The sequence below is a fragment of the Mycobacterium sp. NGS64 genome (genome assembly GCF_059812245.1).
The window spans coordinates 92,215-112,722 of record NZ_JCALCI010000002.1; the positions used below are offsets into that span (position 1 = coordinate 92,215).

Here is a 20,508-nt window from a genome sequence, read left to right on the forward strand (position 1 = left end):
ACGGTCCTTAGCGGGCCAGGTCAGAGCGGGCGGCTCACGCGACCCGCTCGCCGCGCCGCGCCTGCCGCACTTTGCTTTGCCGCTCTTCGAGGATGTGGCCGAAGTTCTGTAGCAGCAACGGTTCACGCATCACGAGGTGCTCGATGTGTTCGCGGTCGATCTCCAGCGCGGTCACCTCGTCGAGCGCGTACGCGCTCGCCATGTTCGGCTGCCGGGTCAGCGCGGTCAGCCCGAGGAACGAGCCCTCGAGCAGCGTGCTGATCGGGACGATCGATCCGTCGTCGGCCATCGCGGTCAGCTGCACGCGGCCCTCGACCAGGAACGTCATCCCGCCCGGAATCTGCCCGGCGTACTCCACGGTTTCGTCCGCACCGTAGCGGACGAGTTTCGCGCACGAATGCAGCGAGCGTTGTTCGTCGGCGTTCAGCCGCAACGCCGGCGCCACCACCGTGCGCAGCGCCTTCTCCACGCGTTCGGGTGTTGAGTAGTCATCGTCGCTGTTGTCCAGGTGCAGGTCTTCGCGCCGTGCCGCGTACCAGACCCAGCGCAGGAAGGTCGCTTTCGCCGCGCCGTCGTCCGCAGGCGAGGTCAGCCCGATGGAGGTGCGGTATTCGCCGCCGCCGACGGGTACCGAGCGGGGCACCGTGTCGGCCTTCAGCTGCGGCAGACCGAGGGCCACGCGCGTCAGCATGGCGCATACCCGGTCGGGCGGGTCGGCGGACGAAAACGTGGTCGTCATGGCCAGCTTGTGGGTGCCCGCCGGCCGGCTCAGGTTGGTGAACGCCGTGGTAGCCAGCACCGAGTTGGGCGTGACCCGCATTCCGCTGCCGGTATCGATGTGCACGGCCCGCCAGTTCACCTCGACGACGCGCCCCTTCGCGGTGCCGGTGTCCAGCCAATCGTTGATCCGGAACGGCTGCTCGAAGAGCATGAACAAGCCGGACACGATCTGGCCGACGGAGTTCTGCAGCATCAGGCCGATGACGACCGACGTGACGCCCAGCGCGGTGAACAGGCCGCCGACCCGGACCCCCCAGATATACGACAGGATCAGAACCAGCCCGACACCGATCATCGCGAAACGCGCGACGTCGAGGAAGATGGCGGGCATCCGCGCCCGCCAGCTCTCTTCGGGCGCGCCCTCGAACACGGTGGCGTTGAGCCCGGACAGCATCAGCACCAGCACCAGGAAGCCGAAAACCGTGGTGAGGAGCCGCACCGGGACCTCCCCGGCGGGAATCTGCGACGCCTTGACGAGCAGCAGCAAGAGCGCGACGAGGGGCAGCAGGTAATTGCGCAGCAGGCCAACCTGCCTGGCGACGCGGCTGTTCCGGCGGACCAGCGTGTGGTGCAGCTCGGTAAGAAAAATCAGACCGACCGGAAACCCGATCGAGATGCCGATCGCCCAGTAGAACCACGAGGAGTTCCAGGCGTTCATCATCGCTCCGACAACCGATACATGGCCTGCTCGGTTCCCCCCACCGAAATCGTGCCCGCGGGCGTGAACTGCCGCACGTCGCGCATCGCCTCGTACACCGGGGTGCTGACATAGATGCCGGGCTGCGGTGCGCCCCTGTGCATCTGGGAGGCCAGGCTCACCGCGGCGCCCCACATGTCGTAGACGAGGCTCGATCGGCCCACCAGCCCGCTGATGACGTTTCCGGTGTTGATGCCGACCCGAAGGCCCAAGTCGTGGCCGCTCTGGCTGTTGAACCGCTCGATGATGCGGCGCATCTCGACGGCGAAGTCAACGGTTCGGTGAATGCTGTCCAACCGTGGCGTGATCACGCCGCAGGTGGCGAGGTAACCGTTGTGGAAGGTGCGGATCCGTTCGACGCCAAGGGTTTCCGCGGCCGAATCGAACTGCCGGAACAGCTCGTCGACGATCCCGACCAGTTCGTCGCCGGACAGCTCGTTGGACAGCTCGTCCAGCCCGGCGATGTCGGCGAAGATGATCGCGACGTCCTGGTGCTTCTGGGCGATGGTCGCCTCACCCTCGCGATACCGCTGGACGAGCGACTCCGGCATCAGCGCCAGCAGCAGGCGGTTGTTTTCGTTGCGCTGCTCGTTGAGGAGCTCTTCCTTGATCGCGAGATTCCGGCTCATCTCGTTGAAAGCCGCAGTGAGGTCGCCGATTTCGTCGCGCGCCATCACCGGAATGTTGACGTCGTAGTCGCCGGAGCTGATCTTGCGAGTGCCCTCCTCCAGACGCCGGACCGGCCGCATCGCCGTCCCGGCGATCAGCATCGAGGCGACGCTGATGACGAACACCAGCGTGGTCACCGCGATCACGAGCGTCTTGCTGAACCTGCCCAGCCGCGCGAAAGCGTCCGAGTCGTCGCGCGTGGCCAGGATCGACCAGTGCAGGTTGGAATCGGGAATATCCAGTGGCGCATAGGCTTCCAGTTCCTTGTTACCCAGGTAATCGGTGGCGCTCATGGTGCCCGACTCCCCGCGCTGCGCAGCGCGAAAGCCCGCGGTCACAACCGGCTGCACCAGCGTCGTGCCGCCCAACCGGATCGCCTTTTCCACGACTTCGGGCGCGGTACCGGCGTCGATCGCGTCCCGCTTGTATTGCTGCGGGTCCTGCAGGAATTCGCGCGAATCCGAACGCATCAGGCCGTCAGGGCCAGCCAGATAGGTCTCGGTCGCCGCGCCCATGCCGGCGGCTTCCCAGTGTCTGCCCGCGGTCATGATGTTGTTGATCTTCGCGATCGGCACCGGGAAGGCCATGACACCAACCATCTTGCCGTTCATCCCAACCGGCGAGACCACCCACGCGTTGGGTGCATCGAGCGCCGGCTGATACGGCTGAAAGTCGGTGATCCAGACGAAATCCACATCGTTGGAGCGCAGCGCCTTCTGGTAGGCGTCCTTCAAATTCGATTCCCGATAGGGACCGGTCAGGATATTCGTTCCGAGGTCGGGGCCCTTGCGGACCGAATAGATGACGTTGCCCTGCATGTCCAGCAGCAGGGCGTCGCGATAATCGAAGCGGGTGACGATACCGCGCATGTAGAAATCGAAGCGCGCATTGGCCGCCGTCCATGCGCTCCCGTCGCCGGCGTCCTCGACCGGAAGCGAGTCGGCGGTCGGTCTCGGCGGCGCGGTGTAGTACGCCTGCACGTACTTCTGCGCCGGGGAAGTCGGCAGGACCGCATTGAGATCGATCGAGTCGCCGGTCAACTTTTTGATCGGCGCAATCATCTGGTTCTCGTAGTAGTTGACCAGCGCCTGCTGCTGGGCCGGGCTGATCGTCGCGTTGGCCAACTGCTCGAAGCCCGCGGTGAGCGACGTCGTGGCCTCGTTGATGCTGAATCCGCCGCTGTAGACGATCAGGGAGTTCGTCACCTCCCGGAACAGCGCCTGCACCTGCCTCTTCTGCGACTCCCGCAACTCGATCAACCGCTCGGACTCGACCTGCCGCAGCGCGTTGCGGCCGGATATCGCGCCGATGAGTCCAATCACCGACACTCCGAGGATGCCCGAGAGGAGCATCGCGATGAGGATCTTGGACTGGATGCCGAAGCGGAAGCGGTGCCACACCAAAGGCCGGCGCGGACCGTGGCGCGGCTTTTCGGGCGATACGGATTCGGGAGCGGTTTCCGGCGGGTTTTCAGACGCCGGTTCGGCCATTTTCGGCTCGGTCAACGTCATTTGCCTTTCCCCTCCTTCCGACCGGGTTGAGCACCGATCACGCTGCAGACTAACGCGCGGACATCACGATATTGGGGATTGCCGAAAAAGGATCAGCGTCAATGCGCCGGCCACGGCCATTGGGTGCCCAATTCGGCCCGACTAACGTCGGCAACATGGCGCGGGTCTGCGTGGTCGGCAGCGTGAACATGGACCTGACGTTCGACGTCGACGCCCTGCCGCGGCCGGGCGAGACGGTGCTGGCCTCGTCGCTGACCTCCGCGCCCGGCGGCAAGGGCGCCAACCAGGCCGTGGCGGCGGCGCGCGCGGGCGCGCACGTGCAGTTCGTCGGCGCGCTCGGCGACGACGGCGCCGCCGCACGGTTGCGGGCCCACCTGCGGGCCAACCGCGTTGGGCTCGACGGGACGATCGAGGTTTCGGGGCCCAGCGGTACCGCCGTCATCGTGGTCGATGCCGGCGCCGAGAACACCATCGTCGTCGCGCCGGGCGCCAATGGTCGGCTGACGCTGGGAGGCGCCCAAGCCCGCGAAGCGATCGCCGGCTGCTTTGTGCTGTTGACGCAGTTGGAGATTCCGGTGCCGACGGCGGTGGCGGCTGCGCTCCACGCCCGCTCGGCGGGTGCGACGGTCGTCGTCAACGCCTCACCGGCCGGCCACGACCGAGATGGACTGGCCGAGCTGGCGGCCGCCGCGGACGTGGTGATCGCCAACGAAGCCGAGGCCGAACACTGGCCGTGGCGGCCAAGCCACTTGGTGATCACCCTGGGTGCGCACGGCGCGCGCTACGTGGGCGAGGACGGTGACTTCGTCGTGCCGGCACCGCCGGTCGACGCCGTGGACACCACCGGCGCGGGCGACGTGTTCGCCGGGGTGCTGGCGGCGAGTTGGCCGCTCGGCAAGGGCGCGAACCCAGCCCCGAAGGCCGAGCGCCTGGCCGCGCTGCGGCGGGCATGCGCGGCGGGCGCGCTGGCGACCCTGGTGCCCGGCGCCGGCGACTGCGCGCCTGGCGCCGACGCGATCGACGCCGCGGCGCGGGACGCTTTTCCCGACCAAAGCCGTTGATGTACCCTCGCCTGCGATGCCTGCGGTCATGGGAGCCTGCATGCCGGCGACAGCCGCCGCCGACATGGCCTTGGTGCTCTTCGCGATATTCGGACTGCTCGGATTCGGCTGGCGCAGTTGGCTGCAATACCGGCGGACCGGCTCGACCGGCTTTCGCGGTATCCGCACCGGAGGGGCGTTGGAACGGCTGGCCGGCGTCGGCTTCGTCGCCGCGCTGGCGGTGGCGGTCAGCGCCCCAATCCTGCAGGAGGCCAGGGTCGTTGAACCCGTCGGCATGCTGGACGAGGCCTGGGTTCAGGCCATCGGCATCGTGGTGGCAACGGCCGGGATCGCGGCGACGGTATATGCGCAACTCGAAATGGGTGATTCCTGGCGGATCGGGGTGGACACGACGGAGACCACGACGCTGGTGCACACCGGCGTGTTCGGCCGCATTCGCAACCCGATCTACTCCGCCATGTTCACCTTCGGCCTCGGCATCGCGCTGGTGACGCCGAATGTCGTTGCGTTCGCGGGTCTTTTCCTGCTCGTCGCCACGATCGAGTTGCAGGTCCGCCAAGTCGAGGAACCGTACCTGCTGCGGGCGCATGGCGACGCCTACCGCGCCTACGCCGGCAGTGTCGGGCGATTCGTCCCCGGGGTCGGCCTCATTCGTTAGCGTGGCGTGGCTGTTCAGCGATCGCCCCGATGTCTTGACGCGTTCGGGGACAAAGCCGCGCCCGCAAGCGCGCGGGAATGGCGTGTCGGAAGATCTTCAGTGAAAATCACAACCACACCGAGGCAAGGATCGATCGATGACGTATTTGGTCACACAACCGGATGCAATGGCCGCGGCGGCGATAGAGGTTTCGCGGATTCGCTCGGTGGTCGGAGACGCCAGTTCGGCGGCGGCTGGTCCAACGAGCTCGCTGATCGCAGCGGCTGGCGACGAAGTGTCAGCGGCCACTGCGACAGCGTTCAACACGTACGCCACGCAGTATCACGCGGCAGTCGCGCAGGCGTCGTCATTCCAAGGTCAATTTGTCCAGCTACTGCGCGGTTCCGGACTTGCCTACGCCGAGGCAGAGGTGGCGAACGCCGTGTCGGCCACGCTCAACGAGATCACCGCGCCGTTCCCGTCGCTTCTCGGCGGGGGTACGGCCACCCCCGCCGCCGGCATCACCAACTTGATCTTGGGTGCCAGCGGCTACCCGATACCGTGGCAGATCCCGGAATACGTAACGTTGCTTCCGCAGATATATCTCGACCAATTGTGGAATCCGGGCATGAGCGGCACCAATGTCGGCATCGCCACGCCCGAGGGGCTGTATCCGCTCACCGGCATCAAGGATTTGACCTTCGACGTGTCGGCTGCGCGCGGCGTCCTGATCCTCAACAACGCGATCCAGTCGACAATCGCCTCCGGGGCCACCCAGATCAACGTCTTCGGCTACTCGCAGAGCGCGAACGTCGTATCCCAGGAAATGATCGCGCTCAACCCCACGAACACCCCGGGCGGTAGCAATCTGCCGCCGGGGGTGACGCTGAACTTCACACTCGTCGGTGATGTGAGCAATCCCAACGGCGGATTGCTTACTCGTTTCCCGGGATTGAGCCTGCCTAGTCTGGGCTTGACGTTCGGCCTGGCGACTCCGGACAATTCGTTCCCTACCAAGATCTTCACGATCGAGTACGACGGTTTCGCCGACTTCCCGCGATACCCGCTCGACGTCGTGTCAGATGTCAACGCTTTCTTCGGCATCATCGAGTTGCACGGCCAATATCCCTACATGGACCCGACCACCGCACTTCAGTTGACGAACACGGCGGGACCCACGCTGACCGACTATTACATCTATCCCACGGCGAACCTGCCGCTGTTGGACCCCGTGCGGGCAATTCCGGTCATAGGAAATCCTGTCGCCGACCTGATCCAACCCGATTTGAGAGTCATCGTCGACTTGGGCTACGGCAGCACCACCCAGGGCTGGTCGCCCGACCCGCCCAACGTCCCAACCGGCTTCGGGGTCATTCCACCAGTCAGCCCCGTCACGGTGCTCCAGGCCCTTGGCACCGGAACCCAGCAAGGATTGAACTCGTTCATTAGTGACATCAGCGCAGAGGCCGCCTCGGCAGGTGCGTCGTTCTCAACCTTGTCACTGCCCAGCCTCGCGTCCACAGTGGGAGCTGGCGGAACCGGCGGAACCGGCGCGCTCGCCGGGGTCATGTCCGTCCTCACCTCACCAGACAGCGTTATCGGTGCCCTTCAGGGCACGAACAGCTATCTGGCCACCGCGGTCTCGGGCGCAGCCTCCGACGCCTACGCGACTTTGCTTCCGACGGCCGACATCGCGAATGCGCTTACGATCTCCATGCCGTCCTACGACATCAACCTCTTCTTAAGCGGCGTCAAGCAAGCGTTCGATGGTGATCCTGTCGGCGGGCTCGTCTATGCGCTGGGCGCTCCCGTCGCCGCCGACACGGCGCTGGTGACGCTGGCGACCGGGTTCGAATTCCGAGTTATCGAGCACGCCGCCACCTCGATCGTCGCCGACTTCACCGGCACGACAGACCCGCTCAACCCCTAGCCGGAGCCCGACGTCAGGGCTTGAGCTACCACGATGACGGCCCCAGAGAACAGTCCCAGACAGGCGACTTGGCCCGATGCCAGACGATCGGCACGTAAAGAATACGGCTCTTCGTAATTCAGAGTGCATTCACGAGTGAGTGGAGTGCACCGCTGTGCAGTAGTGAGCGCCATCGGTAGTGGGCAAGGTTGCGGAACCCTAAGGCGTTGCGGCGTAGTGCTTCCAGGCGTCCGTTGATGGCTTCGGTCGGTCCGTTGGAGGCGTGGTGGTCGAAGAACGCCAGGATGTCATCGCGGCGGCGCCATCCCGGACGCGGTGACCGTGATGGAAGTAGCCTCAGGCAAGGGTCACCTCGCAGGTGTTCGTGAAACAGCGCGTAGGAGCCTGCGTCGTCACCCACCGACACCCCGCCTCAGCCCGACGACACGATACGGTCACGCGGAAATCTGCCGGTAACTGAACTACCTTCATGAATAGCCGATTTGACGCGCTGCCTCTTGGGCAAGTTGGAGGCGCGAGGCCAGGCCGAGCTTGGTGTAGACGTGGGTGAGGTGGGTTTCGACGGTGCGTGGTGAGATGAAAAGCCTTGTGGCGATATCTTTGTTTCCCAAGCCCTCACTGATGAGCTTGACGACGTCGAGCTCGGTGGGGGTCAGCGATGCCCAGCCGCTGGTGGGTCGTCTGCGCTCGCCACGGCCGCGCTGGGCGTAGGCGATCGCTTCGTCGGCGGACAGTTCTGCACCCTCGGCCCATGCGGACTCGAAGTCGGCTTCGCCCAATGCATTACGAAGCGTGGCGACCGCGGCGTCGTGCTCGGCGTCATAGATCTTGAACCGGACGGCGCCGATGCGTTGCCGGAGGGCGTCCGCTGCGCCGAACAGCCGTGCCGCTTCGCGGTGGCTCTCGGCAGCGCCGGCCAGCGCACCCAGGCACTCCAGGGCATCCGGAATGCCCAGGTGTGCCTCGACGCCGGCTGCGCAGGAGAGTGCGTCGTGGGCGTCACGTTCGGCCAGTTCCGGCTCACCTCGTGCGATCGCAACGCGCGCACGCGTCGTCAGCGCCACCGCTAGATGCCAGCCCCGCATCATCGAGACGGCATCATCGGCCCAGCGGCGCGCCGCGACCAGATCACCCCGCGCCAGCGCAACCTGCGCTATCGGGTTGACATTCACTACCCCCAGCTCGGCACTCATCCGCTGCGAGGCCGCCTCGCTCGCATCGGCCGCGGCTGCTACGTCCCCCGCCGCCAGAGTCGCGACAGCCAACGCCGCGTAGGTAAAGCCCTCGAGGAACCCCCCAATATCGGCGGCGGCGTCGATCGCCGCGGCGGCCGCGGCTCGGGCCGCCGTCGTGTCACCCTGGTACGCCAACGCCTGGCCCTGGCAGAACAGCATGGCCGCCCTGCCGACCACGTCGTGATTGGTCTCAGCGTCGGCAGCCGCCTCCCGCAACTGCGCGAGGGCGCCGGCCAGCTTGCCCTGGATCCATAGTGCCAAACCGAGGGACCAGCGACAGCGAAACGCGGCCGGCCGGTCACCGATCGCGTCGGCGAGGTCGCGCCCCTCTTCACCGGCCGCGCGCGCCGCGATCGGGTCACCCGCGATCCACGCGGCGTACGCCTGAAAGCCGAGGATCTCGCTCAACATCCCTCGGTCGCCGAGGCCCCGGGCCAGTTCGCTTGCCTCAGCGAGGTAGCGGGCGGCCACCTCGGTGTTGAAGACGGCGATACCTCCGCAGGCGGTCAGCGCCCGGGCCACCAGGGCCGAGTCGCCAATCTCCCGCGCGATCGCCAGGGCTTCTTCGGCCTGATCGAGGTCGACGGCGACGACCTGGGTTGCGAGCGCGGCCTTGTCGGCCAGCGCCCGCGCCCGTACCCCGGCCGCGACCTCGATGCCGTGCGCGGTGTCGTCGCTGAGGACGGCGTCGAACCAGCCCAGCCCTTCCTGGATGCGGCCCCGCCCTAGCCACAGCGGCTGCAGCGACGACACGAGCTGCAATGCGAGCTCGATGTCGGAGTTTTCGCGACTCCACGCGAACGCGGCACGCAAGTTGTCGATCTCGGCTTCAGCCTGCTCGATACGCGCCTCGCGGCCAGCTTGCCCTGGGGTGCCGAGCAGGGCGCCCAGGGAGGTGTAGTGGTCGCGGTGCCGGCTACGCACGTCGTCGGCCTCGCCGGATTCGCCGAGCTTTTCCAGAGCGTACTGGCGCACCGTCTCCAGCAGCCGGTAGCGCGTCCGACCGTGTCGGTCTTCGGCCACCACGAGCGATTTGTCCACCAGCAGCGTGAGCTGATCGAGCACCTGGTAGCGCTCGACCTCGGTGTCGGCGGCGACGGCGCGGGCTGCCGCGAGGTCGAATCCACCCAGGAACACCGCGAGCCGGCGAAACAACACCCGCTCGGGCTCGGCCAGCAATGCGTGCGACCAGTCGACCGAGGCCCGCAACGTTTGCTGGCGGCGCACGGCGGTGCGCCCGCCACCGGTCAACAGGCGGAAGCGGTCGTGCAGGCTGCCGACGATCTCCTGTAGCGACAACGCCCGCACTCGGGCCGCGGCCAGTTCGATGGCCAGCGGGATGCCATCGAGGCGACGGCAGATCTCCCGCACCGCGTCAATCTCTTCGCCGCTGACCGTGAAAGCGGGTCGCACCAGGCGCGCCCGGTCAACGAACAGCTCGATGGCCTCGTCGTCCAACGACAGCGACGGCACCTGCCAGGTCACCTCGCCGGCCACCCCGATCGGCTCACGACTGGTCGCCAACAGCGTTAGTTCCGGGCAGGCGCGCAGCAGCGAGCTGGTCAGCGCCGCAACCGCCTCCAACACGTGCTCACAGTTGTCCAGCACCACCAACATGCGACGCGCGCCCACGGCCCGCGTGAGCGTGTCGGTGCTGGACCGACCCGGCTGATCCGCCTGGCCGAGGGCGTTTGCCATCGCGACCGCCACCAGGTCGGGATCGGTAATCGGGGCAAGGTCGACATACCATGCGCCGTCGCCAAACTCGGTGGCTACCTGGCCTGCTACCTGGATGGCCAGCCGGGTCTTACCCACGCCGCCCGCCCCGGTCAAGGTCACCAACCGATTCGCCGCGAGAATCTGACGCACATCGTTGATCTGCGCGTTGCGGCCGATGAAGCTCGTGAGCTGCGTCGGCAACCGTTCCGCGGCAACGGGTTTGGGCGCCCGTAGCGGCGGAAACTCGTTGCGGATGTCGGGGTGACACAGCTGCGCCACCCGTTCGGGACGGGCAACACCGCGCAGTTCGTGGCGGCCGAGATCGGTCAGCCATGCGTTAGGCGGAAGCGCATCGACGACCAAATCCTCGGTGGTACCCGAGAGCACCGTCTGGCCGCCGTGGGCCAGGTCGCGCAGCCGCGCCGTCCGATTGATGGTCGGCCCGACATAGTTGCTCTCGTCGCGCAATTGCACCTCGCCGGTGTGCACGCCGATGCGCAACCGGATCGGAGCCAGCGGCGCCCGCTGCAACTCCAAGGCGCACGCCGTGGCCTCGGTCGCCCGGGCGAACGCGACCACGAAGCTGTCGCCCTCACCCTGCTCGACCGGCCGCACCCCGCCGTGCACGGCGAGCAGCTCGGCCAGCGTGCGGTCCAGGCGTTCGATGGCGGCCGTCATCGCCTCCGCTTGGGTGTCCCACAACCCCGTCGAGCCCTCGATATCGGCGAGCAGCAGCGTCACCGTCCCGGTTGGCAGCTCGCCCACGCCCAACTCACTCCAGTTCACCGGCGGCATCGCCGCGCGTGGATCAGTTTCGGTCATGCTAGCCAGCATCTCGGGGCAACGAGCCGCAAACATCAGGGAAATCCCGTATCCCAACGGCACTGAGCAGTCGATTCGGTGAACACAGCGTGCCGCCGCCAGCGCGGCAATGCTGGGCAAAAACACCAGGCGACGCGTGCCGACCCCGCCCGCCCCGTTCAGTTACGAGTTCTCCCCGATGATCTGACGCTGCAAAAACGCCACGGTCGAGTCAGTGAAATTCAGGCCACCCGACCGAGGAGGACCACCCATGACCGTGACCGTTGATGGATCGAGCTGCCCGAGTGTCTTCGATGCCGGGCTGCCCACGATCGATTACCAACGTGCTCAGCACCCCGACGACGCGCACGCCATCATCAGCGCCGCCCGCACGAAGGCGCCGATGGCAATCGGCCCATACGGCCCTGAGCTGCTGACCTACGAGCTCGTGCACACGGTGCTGCGCGACTCCCGCTTCCGGGTACCGCAAGGGATGTTCCTTGCCGCCCAAGGCATCACCTCGGGCCCGTTATGGGACCGCGTCGCCGCCAACATCATCAGCCTCGACGGCGACGACCACCACCGGCTGCGCCGGCTGGTAAGTAGGGCCTTCACACCCAAGGCGACGGCCCGGCTACGTACGACGATCGTCGACGTCATCACCGGCCTGGTGGACAGCGTCAGCGCCCGCGGGCATTGCGACGTGGTCACCGACATCGCCCGCCAATACCCGATTCCGGTGATCTGCTCGCTACTCGGCGCGCCACCGGAAGACTGGGAACTGTTCTCCGACTGGACCGATGACATCTTGAAGGCCTTCAGCTGGGATGCGGCCAAGGCCACGCCGGACATCCTGACCGCTTGGGACGCCCTGGACGCCTACATCGACGACATGGTTGCGCATCGTCGCCGTGGCTTGACCGACGACCTGATCTCCGAGTTGATCCGCGCCGAAGACGACGGCGACCGCCTTAGCGGCGACGAACTGCGCATGCTTGTCGCTGGCCTGTTGTTAGCGGGCACCGACACCACCCGCCTCCAATTGAGTGCGGCCGTGCACGTCCTGTGCGATCACCCCGACCAGTGGGCGTTGCTGAGCCGGCATCCAGAGCTGGCCGCCGATGCCGTTGAGGAGCTCATCCGCCATTCGCCGATGACGTTCGTCACGTTACGCACGGCCGTTGAGGATGTCGAACTCGCGGGCGTGAAAATCGCCGCCGGCACGATCGTTGTCGTCAATACCGGTGCAGCCAACCGGGATCCCGCCGTCTGCGCCGACCCCGACCGCCTCGACCTCAGGCGCCGGGGCGCCCCGCCGATCCAGACATTCGGCAGCGGCGTGCACTACTGCCTCGGAGCCAATCTCGCGCGCCTCGAATTGACCCAAGCCCTCGCGGTCATGACACAGCGCATGCCCAACGCCCGTCGCACCGGTCCAGCCCCATGGAAACCAGTCTCAGCGCTGGGAGGACCCACCACCCTGCCGATCGCATTCAACTCCACCTGCTAAGCCAACGCTGACCCAACAGCTGAAGTCGTTCTGGCGCGCCACAGCTGCGTCCACCGACAGCACCTAATGGATGCAACTAGCGCCCGCAGCGGTTTGCCCCACTTCACTTCCGATCATGTCAACGTCGACGGCTGCCGACTGCTTGCTCCTCCCGCTGCCATCAATCAGAGTTATCCCCAATTCCATCGGGCGCACGACGTGTCAACTGCACCGCACGGCGGACGCCCAGATACGGGTCACCCGACGCGTTGGTGGGCGAGTGTAGGAACCCGAATGCTCAACCCACCAAGCCGCCCCATCGAAACGACACGACCCCCGACCGCGGATCTCCGCGGACCACGAGTGCACTCTCATGTGCGAAGAGCCAAGAATCCCGGCGCCGACACGCTGCCGTTGGCGGAACTTCACCAGGACTCGAGCCGCGCGAAGGCGTAACCGCGCCTAGTCTTCGGGGACCTCGCGCTCGATCTCGTCGAGCCAGATGCGCGCCGACATGTCCGACGGGGCACGCCAATCGCCGCGCGGCGAAAGCGCGCCGCCGTGCGACACCTTGGGGCCGTTGGGCAGCGCGGAGCGTTTGAACTGGCTGAACGAGTAGAAGCGTTGCACGAACACTCCCAGCCAGTGCCGGATCTCCTTGAGCGAGTACGACGGTCGCTTGTCCTCGGGGAACCCCGGTGGCCAATTGCCCTGCTCGGGGTCGCTCCAAGCGTGCCATGCCAAAAAGGCGATCTTCGACGGCCGGAACCCGAACCGCAGCACATGGAAGAGCGAAAAGTCCTGCAGGGCAAACGGTCCGACCTTGGCCTCGCTGCTCTGCAGCTCTTCTTCCTCGCCACTCGGGACGAGCTCCGGCGTGATCTCGGTATCCAGCACCGACTGCAGCACGTCGCACACGTCCGATTCGAATTGGTCCGACGAAATCACCCAGCGGATCAGGTGCTGGATGAGCGTTTTGGGAACGCCGCCGTTGACGTTGTAATGCGACATCTGGTCGCCGACGCCGTACGTCGACCAGCCGAGCCCCAGCTCGGAAAGGTCGCCGGTGCCCAGCACGATCCCGCCGCGCTGGTTGGCCAGCCGGAACAGGTAGTCGGTGCGCAGGCCCGCCTGGACGTTCTCGAACGTGACGTCGTAGACCTTCTCCCCCCGCGAGAAGGGATGGTCGATCTCCTGGAGCATCAGCTTCGCCGTCTCGGTGATGTCGATCTCCGAGAAGGTAACACCCAGCGCGCGGCACAGCTCGATCGCGTTGCGCTTGGTGCGATCTCCCGTCGCGAAGCCCGGCAGCGTGAACGCCAGGATGTCGCTGCGCGGCCGTTCCTCGCGATCCATCGCGCGGGCGGCGACGATCAGCGCGTGCGTCGAATCCAGGCCGCCGGAAATCCCGATGACCACCTTCGGGTAGTCCAGCGCCCGCAGCCGCTGCTCGAGACCGGAGACCTGAATGTTGTAGGCCTCGTAGCAATCCTGTTCCAGCCGTTGCGGATCGGCCGGCACGAACGGGAAGCGCTCGATCTCGCGGCGCAGCCCGATGTCACCGGCGGGCGGGTCGAGCCGGAACTCGATGCGCCGGAACGACTCTGCCGTCGTCCGGTGGTGGCGCCGGTTGTCGTCGAAGGTGCCCATCCGCAGCCGTTCCGCGCGGAGCAGCTCGAGGTCGACGTCGGCGACGCTGCGCCGCTCCCCCTTCGGGAAGCGCTCGGACGTGGCGAGCAGCACGCCGTTCTCCCAGACCATGGTCTGGCCGTCCCAAGCCAAGTCGGTCGTCGACTCGCCCTCCCCCGCGGCGGCGTAAACGTAGGCGGCCAGGCACCGCGACGAGGCCGAGCGCGCCAGCAGGCAACGGTCCTCGGCGCGCCCGATCGTGATCGGGCTGCCGGACAGGTTGGCCAGCACCGTCGCCCCCGCCAGCGCCGCCTCCGCGCTGGGCGGGATCGGCACGAACATGTCCTCACAGATCTCGACGTGCAGCACGAGGCCCGGCAGGTCGGACGCGGCGAACAGCAGATCCGGGCCGAACGGGGCCTCGATGTCGCCGATGCGGATGATGCCGCGCTCGTCGTCGCCGGGAGCGATCTGGCGGTGCTCGTAGAACTCCCGATACGTGGGCAGGTAGGACTTGGGCACGACGCCCAGCACCACACCCCGGTGGATCACCACCGCGGTGTTGTAGATGCGATGCCGGTAGCGCAGCGGGGCGCCCACGACCAACACCGGCAGCAGGTCGGCCGATACCGCCACGACGTCGTTGACGGCGCCTTCGACGTCGTCGAGCAGCAGGTCTTGCAGGACGATGTCCTCGATGGAGTACCCGGACAGCGTCAGCTCCGGGAAGACGGCCACCGCGACGCCGTCGTCGTGGCATTGGCCAGCCAACCGCAGCACCGACTCGGCGTTGGCCGCCGGATCGCCGATCGAGGTGTGGTGTGTGCAGGCGGCGACGCGGACAAAACCCTGGTGGTAGGCGTTGTAAAAGTCCATGACCCTCCCATTGTCGCGCGACGGTTGTCAACTCGTCGCCGCCGGGTATCCCCAACGGCATGAGCGATACCGCCGTCGTAGTCGTCGACATGATGAACACCTATCAGCATCCCGACGCTGAGGATCTGATACCCAATGTCGAGAAAATCATGGACCCACTCGCCGACCTGATCCGCCGCGCGCGGGACACCGACGGCGTCGACCTGGTCTACGTCAACGACAACTACGGCAATTTCGCCGCCCAGTTCTCCGACATCGTCGGATCCGCCCTCGATGGCGCGCGGCCCGATCTGATCAAGCCGATCGTGCCGGGCGAGGACTGCCGAGTGATGACAAAGGTCCGCCACAGCGCCTTTTACGCGACGGCGCTGGCCTATCTGCTCGGGCGTCTGGAAACCAAGCGGTTGATCCTCACCGGGCAGGTCACCGAGCAGTGCATCCTCTACACCGCGCTCGACGCCTACGTGCGCCACTTTCCCGTCGTGATCCCGACCGACGCCGTCGCCCACATCGACGCCGATCTGGGCAAGGCGGCGCTGAAGATGATGCAGCAGAACATGTCCGCCGAGCTCACCACGGCGGCCGACTGCCTCGAGACGTCCTGATTGTCCGTACCCTCGAACGGGTGACCTCCTGCCGCGCGGAATCGCCGGAACTCGTCGCGCTGCTCGCCGGCCGCCGCGTCGCGGCCCTGACCGGTGCCGGGATCTCCACCGACTCGGGCATTCCCGACTACCGCGGCCCCGATTCGCCGCCGAGCAACCCGATGACCATCCGCCAGTTCACCTCGGATCCGGTGTTCCGGCAGCGGTACTGGGCGCGCAACCACGTCGGGTGGCGGCACATGGACGACACCGCGCCCAACGCCGGGCACCGGGCTCTGGCCGCGCTGGAGCGCGCCTCCGTGGTGACCGGCGTGATCACCCAGAACGTCGACCTGCTGCACACCAAGGCCGGCAGCCGAAACGTCGTCAACCTGCACGGCACCTACGCGCGGGTGGTCTGCCTAAGCTGCCGATACGGCATGAGCCGGGCCGCGCTCGCCGAACAACTCGAGGCGCTCAACCCCGGATTCATCGAGCGCGCGGAGGCCGTCGGCGGGCTGGCGGTGGCTCCCGACGCCGACGCCTTCGTCGCCGACACCGCGTCGTTCCGCTACCTCGACTGCCCGCGCTGCGGCGGCATGCTCAAGCCCGACATCGTCTACTTCGGCGAGAGCGTCCCCAAAGACGTTGTGGCTAAGGCATATTCGCTGATCGACGAGGCGGACGCGCTGTTGGTCGCGGGCTCGTCGCTGACGGTGTTCTCCGGCTACCGGTTCGTGCGGCACGCCGCGGCGCTGGGCCTTCCCATCGCGATCGTCAATCGGGGACGCACCCGCGGTGACGACCTGGCCACCGTGAAGGTGGACGGCGGCTGCTCGGAGCTGCTGACGTTGCTAGTTGACGAGTTGTCGCCGACGGCAGCGCGTTAGAACGTGCACGGCATGCTGCGGACGGCGTGGACGAAGTTGCCCGCCACGTAGGTCGGCTCGCCCGCCTGAATGTCCGGCAACTGGCGCAGCAACTCACCGAAGATGGCCCGCAACTGCGCCCGGGCCACGTGCGCGCCGAGGCAGAAGTGCAACCCGCCGCCGCCGAAGCCGACGTGGGGGTTGGGGCTGCGGCTCAGATCGAAGCGCTCCGGATGGTCGAATGCCTCTTCGTCCCAGTTGCCGGACGAATAGAACATCACCACTTTTTCGCCCGCCCGGATGCTCTGACCGCCCAGCTCGACATCCGTTGCCGCCGTGCGGCGGAAGGTCATGACGGGCGTGGCCCATCGGACGAACTCCTCGACGGCCGTGCCGATGCGGTTGTCGAAATCCTCCAGCAGCCAGGCCCGCTGGTCGGGAAAGTCGGTGACCGCCTTCATCGCGTGACTGATGGTCTGCCGGGTGGTGTCGTTGCCCGCGACCGAGAGCAACACGAAGAACGCCGCCACGTCCGCGTCTGTCAGCCGGTCCCCGTCCACCTCGGCGTTCACCAGGCTGCTGAACAGGTCGTCGCCGGGATGCTCGCGGCGCTCGGCGGCGAGCGCGCCGGCGACCTGGTGCACATACGTCTGGTTCTCGAACAACACCTCCATCGGGTGCCGACCGCCGAGGTAGGCGGGGTCGGCCCAGGACACCATGGCGTCGGTCGCGTGTGCCATGCGCTGCCGCTCGGATTCCGGGATGCCGACCATGTCCGACAGCGTGCGGATGGGCAGCTCCTTGGCGCACAGGTCGACGAAATCCGCACCGCTGCCGGCGGCCCGCAGCTCTTCGACGATGGTCTTGGCGTTGGCCTGGATCGACTCCTCGATGCGGCGGACCTGCCTGGGCGTGAACGCGGCGTGGGCGAGCTTGCGCAGCTTGGTGTGCCGCGGGGGGTCCATCGCCAGGAAGGACTGCGACGCCTCGAGCAACTCCACGGGAATGTTCTCGAACATGACGCCGTGCCCGGACAGGAACACCTCGTTGTTGCGGCTCACCGTGACGATGTCCGCGCGACGGGTGACCGCCCAGTAGCCGGGGTCCGCCGGATCGGGCATGAGCGCATCCTCGACGGGAGGATGCCAGCTCACCGGGCGCTCGGCCCGCAGCACCGCGAAGGAGCGCTCCCGCTCCGCCGCGGTCGTGGACCAGAACGCGCGCGACGACAGATCGATCGGGTCGTAGGCACGGCTGCTGGACACCCCGGTCGCCACTGTCATCGTCGGCCCTCCCTTATGACCCCAATCACAGACTCCGCCCCGACAATATGCCTAGACACTATGTCTAGTCAACATGTTGAGCGGCCGGTTATGCTGGGCGAATGCCGTCGGTCACCCGAAAGGCGCAGGCCAATCGCGAACAGGGTCGTCAGCAGCGACGCGAGCAGATGGAGCGTCGGTTGCTGGACGCCACCGAGCGGCTGATGCGCGACGGCGCCAGTTTCACCGAGCTCAGCGTGGACCGGCTGTCGAGCGAGGCCGGCATCTCGCGCGCCAGCTTCTACATCTACTTCGAGGACAAGGGCCACCTGTTGCGCCGGCTGGCCGGCCAAGTTTTCGCCGACCTCGCCGACAGCGCGGACCGCTGGTGGAGCATGGCGTGGCGGCACGACCCCGACGACGTCCGCGCCGCCATGGCGGGGATCATCGGAAATTACCGGCGCCACCAACCGGTACTCGTCGCGCTGAACGAAATGGCCGGCTACGACGCGGTGGTCGGGGCGACCTACCGAAACCTGCTGACTGCCATCACCGGGCGCGTGACCCGCGTCATCGAGGACGGGCAGGCCGACGGCTCCATCCGCCCCGAGCTGCCGCCGACCGCGACGGCCAGCGCGTTGACCTGGATGGTCGAGCGCGCCTGCCAGCAGAACCTGCCGACCGCCCCGGGGACCTACGATGCCGAGCTGGCCGAGTCCCTGGCTCAAATCATCTGGGGCGCACTATATCTCGAGCCGATATCCCCGAGCTGATCGGTTAGCGGCTCCCCACCGGCTTCAACACCGGGCGCAGGGCGTGCAGCACGTCCGGATCCTCGATGGTGGCGGGCATCTCGTCGTCGTGACCGTGTGCAATCCGGTGCATCGCCTTGCGCAGGATTTTGCCGGAGCGCGTCTTGGGCAACGCCGAGACGATGTCGACCCGCTTCAGGCACGCGACCGCGCCGATCTCGTCACGGACCAGCGCAACCAATTCGTCTTCGAGTCCGTCCCGCGCCGACCCGGCCTGCAGGACGACGAATCCGCGCGGGACCTGACCCTTGATGTCGTCGGCGACGCCGATGACCGCGGCCTCGGCCACGGCGGGATGGGACGCCAGCACCGCTTCCAAGGCCCCGGTGGACAGCCGGTGGCCGGCCACGTTGATGACGTCGTCGATCCGGCCCATGACGAACAGGTAGCCGTCCTCGTCGACGTATCCGCCGTCGCCGGTCAGGTAGTAGCCGGGATGCTCGCACAGGTATGACGACTCGTACCGTGCGTCGTCCTCCCACAGCGTCGGAAACGTCCCCGGCGGCAGGGGCAGGCTCAGGCAGATCGCGCCCTCCTCGCCGGGTGCGCAGCCGGTGCCGTCCGGCTGCAGGATCGCGACCCGGTAGCCCGGCATCGGCACGCCCGGCGAACCAATCTTGATCGGAAGTTCCTCCACGCCAACCGGATTGGCTGCGATGGCCCAACCCGTCTCGGTCTGCCACCAGTGGTCGATGACGCGGACGCCAAGTTGGCGGGACGCCCACAGGTACGTGTCAGGGTCGAGCCGCTCGCCCGCCAGGAACAGCGACTGAAAGCCGGCACGGTCGTATCGGCGCAGCCAAGCGCCATCGGGGTCGTCCCGCCGGATCGCGCGGATGGCAGTCGGCGCGGTGAAGAGGGCCTTCACGTTGTGCTCGGTTATCACCCGCCAGAAGGTGCCGGGGTCGGGGGTTCCCACCGGTTTGCCCTCGTAGAGCACGGTGGTGGCTCCGGCGAGGAGCGGACCGTAAACGATGTAGGAGTGCCCGACCACCCAGCCGATGTCCGAGGCCGCCCAGAAGACGTCGCCGGGGCCGATGTCGTAGATGTGCCGCATGCTCCACAGCAGCGCCACGGCGTGGCCGCCGTTGTCGCGCATCACGCCCTTGGGTCGTCCCGTGGTGCCCGAGGTGTGCAGGACGTACAGCGGGTCCGTCGCGGCGACGGCGACGGCCGGCGCCGGTTCGGCCCGGCCGATAAGGGTCTCCCAGTCCTGGTCGCGCCCGTCGACCAGGCCGCACCGCAATTGCTCCCGCTGGACGATGACGCAGTGCCGCGGCGGATGCGCGCTGGCGTCGATCGCCGCGTCCAGCATCGGTTTGTACTCGACCAGCCGGGTCGGTTCGATGCCACAGGACGCCGAGACGATCACGCTGGGACGGGCGTTGTCGATCCGAGCGGCGAGTTCGTGGGCGGAAAATCCGCCGAAGACGACGGCATGCACGGCCCCGATTCGGGCACAGGCCAGCATGGCGACGACGGCTTCGGGAATCATCGGCATGTAGATGACCACGCGGTCGCCCTTACCTACCCCCAGGTCACGCAGGACGCCGGCGAAACGCGCTGTGAGATCCAGCAATTCGGCATACGAGTAGGTGCGCTTCGTCGCCGTCACGGGTGAGTCGTAGATCAGCGCGGGCGCGCCGCCGCGGCCGGCATCGACGTGCCGGTCGAGCGCGTTGGCGCAGGTGTTGAGTTCGGCGTCGGGAAACCAGCGGTAGAACGGCGGGCGGTCGTCGTCCAGGATTCGCCGCGAGGACCGGAGCCATGTCACGGCCGACGCGGCATCGGCCCAGAATGCCGCCGGGTCATCGAGGCTGGTCTGGTAGAGCTCGCGATAACCGTTCATGTGTTTCCTCTGCGGACGAAGGTGATCGATGCCAGATGATATGGCCGGATCCCGCGGGGCGATAGGGCCAATGGGCGTCACCGCCGAAGCCTCCTGTG

General features: G+C 67.0%; 13 protein-coding genes and 1 pseudogene. 7 read left to right on the top strand and 7 right to left on the bottom strand.

From position 1 onward, the window contains the following. Nucleotides 1–34 precede the first annotated feature (34 nt). Complete coding sequence (locus AC5Y4S_RS08795) at nt 35–1,438, bottom strand: mechanosensitive ion channel domain-containing protein (protein WP_500032254.1); 1,404 nt, start codon at nt 1,436–1,438, stop codon at nt 35–37. Then, nucleotides 1,438–3,636, bottom strand: a complete 2,199-nt coding sequence (locus AC5Y4S_RS08800) for an adenylate/guanylate cyclase domain-containing protein (protein WP_500033273.1) — start codon at nt 3,634–3,636, stop codon at nt 1,438–1,440. The genes AC5Y4S_RS08795 and AC5Y4S_RS08800 overlap by 1 nt, the downstream gene beginning before the upstream one ends. Nucleotides 3,637–3,758: 122 nt before the next feature. Between AC5Y4S_RS08800 and AC5Y4S_RS08805 the strand changes: the two genes are divergently transcribed. The 3 genes from AC5Y4S_RS08805 to AC5Y4S_RS08815 all read left to right on the top strand — a co-directional run bounded on the left by AC5Y4S_RS08805 (nt 3,759) and on the right by AC5Y4S_RS08815 (nt 7,285). Then, a complete protein-coding gene (locus AC5Y4S_RS08805; protein ID WP_500032255.1) occupies nt 3,759–4,718 on the top strand; it encodes a ribokinase in 960 nt (319 codons plus the stop codon). Nucleotides 4,719–4,758: 40 nt separating this feature from the next. Next, the gene (locus AC5Y4S_RS08810) at nt 4,759–5,376 is read left to right on the top strand and encodes a methyltransferase family protein (protein ID WP_500032256.1); all 618 of its coding nucleotides are present in this window, start codon (nt 4,759–4,761) and stop codon (nt 5,374–5,376) included. A 136-nt stretch (nt 5,377–5,512) separates the two neighbouring features. Then, nucleotides 5,513–7,285, top strand: coding sequence for a PE family protein (locus tag AC5Y4S_RS08815; RefSeq protein WP_500032257.1), 1,773 nt, complete (start codon nt 5,513–5,515; stop codon nt 7,283–7,285). Nucleotides 7,286–7,403: 118 nt separating this feature from the next. Here AC5Y4S_RS08815 and AC5Y4S_RS08820 read toward each other — a convergent pair. Next, a pseudogene (locus AC5Y4S_RS08820) lies at nt 7,404–7,586 on the bottom strand (transposase); the annotation flags it as partial. A gap of 166 nt (nt 7,587–7,752) precedes the next feature. Further along, nucleotides 7,753–11,034 carry a helix-turn-helix transcriptional regulator gene (locus AC5Y4S_RS08825; protein ID WP_500033274.1) on the bottom strand — a complete coding sequence of 1,094 codons (3,282 nt, stop codon included), beginning with the start codon at nt 11,032–11,034 and terminating at the stop codon, nt 7,753–7,755. 277 nt (nt 11,035–11,311) lie between these two features. Between AC5Y4S_RS08825 and AC5Y4S_RS08830 the strand changes: the two genes are divergently transcribed. After that, the gene (locus tag AC5Y4S_RS08830) at nt 11,312–12,550 is read left to right on the top strand and encodes a cytochrome P450 (RefSeq protein ID WP_500032258.1); all 1,239 of its coding nucleotides are present in this window, start codon (nt 11,312–11,314) and stop codon (nt 12,548–12,550) included. 441 nt (nt 12,551–12,991) lie between these two features. Here the strand turns inward: AC5Y4S_RS08830 and AC5Y4S_RS08835 are convergent, their stop codons facing one another. Then, complete coding sequence (locus tag AC5Y4S_RS08835) at nt 12,992–15,034, bottom strand: NAD(+) synthase (RefSeq protein WP_500032259.1); 2,043 nt, start codon at nt 15,032–15,034, stop codon at nt 12,992–12,994. Between the two features lie 59 nt (nt 15,035–15,093). On the opposite strand from AC5Y4S_RS08835, the gene AC5Y4S_RS08840 reads away from it, so the two are divergent. Together AC5Y4S_RS08840 and AC5Y4S_RS08845 are read left to right on the top strand one after the other, a co-directional pair. Then, the gene (locus tag AC5Y4S_RS08840) at nt 15,094–15,639 is read left to right on the top strand and encodes a cysteine hydrolase family protein (RefSeq protein ID WP_500032260.1); all 546 of its coding nucleotides are present in this window, start codon (nt 15,094–15,096) and stop codon (nt 15,637–15,639) included. Between the two features lie 20 nt (nt 15,640–15,659). Beyond that, nucleotides 15,660–16,508 (top strand): SIR2 family NAD-dependent protein deacylase, encoded by an 849-nt coding sequence (locus AC5Y4S_RS08845; RefSeq protein WP_500032261.1) that lies wholly within the window; start codon nt 15,660–15,662, stop codon nt 16,506–16,508. Here AC5Y4S_RS08845 and AC5Y4S_RS08850 read toward each other — a convergent pair. Next, nucleotides 16,505–17,770 (bottom strand): cytochrome P450, encoded by a 1,266-nt coding sequence (locus AC5Y4S_RS08850; protein WP_500032262.1) that lies wholly within the window; start codon nt 17,768–17,770, stop codon nt 16,505–16,507. The genes AC5Y4S_RS08845 and AC5Y4S_RS08850 overlap by 4 nt on opposite strands. Before the next feature lie 101 nt (nt 17,771–17,871). Here AC5Y4S_RS08850 and AC5Y4S_RS08855 point away from each other — a divergent pair, with 101 nt between their 5' ends. Then, nucleotides 17,872–18,522, top strand: coding sequence for a TetR/AcrR family transcriptional regulator (locus AC5Y4S_RS08855; protein WP_500032263.1), 651 nt, complete (start codon nt 17,872–17,874; stop codon nt 18,520–18,522). 4 nt (nt 18,523–18,526) lie between these two features. On the opposite strand, the gene AC5Y4S_RS08860 is transcribed toward AC5Y4S_RS08855, so the two are convergent. Next, a complete protein-coding gene (locus tag AC5Y4S_RS08860) occupies nt 18,527–20,410 on the bottom strand; it encodes an AMP-binding protein (RefSeq protein WP_500032264.1) in 1,884 nt (627 codons plus the stop codon). Nucleotides 20,411–20,508: the final 98 nt, after the last annotated feature.

What these genes read in the sequence shown, in the direction of transcription:
- AC5Y4S_RS08805 (WP_500032255.1), top strand. Translation starts at nt 3,759, where the DNA reads ATGCGCCGGCCACGGCCATTGGGTGCCCAATTCGGCCCGACTAACGTC.
- AC5Y4S_RS08835 (WP_500032259.1), bottom strand. Translation starts at nt 15,034, where the DNA reads ATGGACTTTTACAACGCCTACCACCAGGGTTTTGTCCGCGTCGCCGCC.
- AC5Y4S_RS08855 (WP_500032263.1), top strand. Translation starts at nt 17,872, where the DNA reads ATGCCGTCGGTCACCCGAAAGGCGCAGGCCAATCGCGAACAGGGTCGT.
- AC5Y4S_RS08795 (WP_500032254.1), bottom strand. Translation starts at nt 1,438, where the DNA reads ATGAACGCCTGGAACTCCTCGTGGTTCTACTGGGCGATCGGCATCTCG.
- AC5Y4S_RS08800 (WP_500033273.1), bottom strand. Translation starts at nt 3,636, where the DNA reads ATGGCCGAACCGGCGTCTGAAAACCCGCCGGAAACCGCTCCCGAATCC.
- AC5Y4S_RS08815 (WP_500032257.1), top strand. Translation starts at nt 5,513, where the DNA reads ATGACGTATTTGGTCACACAACCGGATGCAATGGCCGCGGCGGCGATA.
- AC5Y4S_RS08830 (WP_500032258.1), top strand. Translation starts at nt 11,312, where the DNA reads ATGACCGTGACCGTTGATGGATCGAGCTGCCCGAGTGTCTTCGATGCC.
- AC5Y4S_RS08825 (WP_500033274.1), bottom strand. Translation starts at nt 11,034, where the DNA reads ATGCCGCCGGTGAACTGGAGTGAGTTGGGCGTGGGCGAGCTGCCAACC.
- AC5Y4S_RS08860 (WP_500032264.1), bottom strand. Translation starts at nt 20,410, where the DNA reads ATGAACGGTTATCGCGAGCTCTACCAGACCAGCCTCGATGACCCGGCG.
- AC5Y4S_RS08810 (WP_500032256.1), top strand. Translation starts at nt 4,759, where the DNA reads ATGCCGGCGACAGCCGCCGCCGACATGGCCTTGGTGCTCTTCGCGATA.
- AC5Y4S_RS08840 (WP_500032260.1), top strand. Translation starts at nt 15,094, where the DNA reads ATGAGCGATACCGCCGTCGTAGTCGTCGACATGATGAACACCTATCAG.
- AC5Y4S_RS08850 (WP_500032262.1), bottom strand. Translation starts at nt 17,770, where the DNA reads ATGACAGTGGCGACCGGGGTGTCCAGCAGCCGTGCCTACGACCCGATC.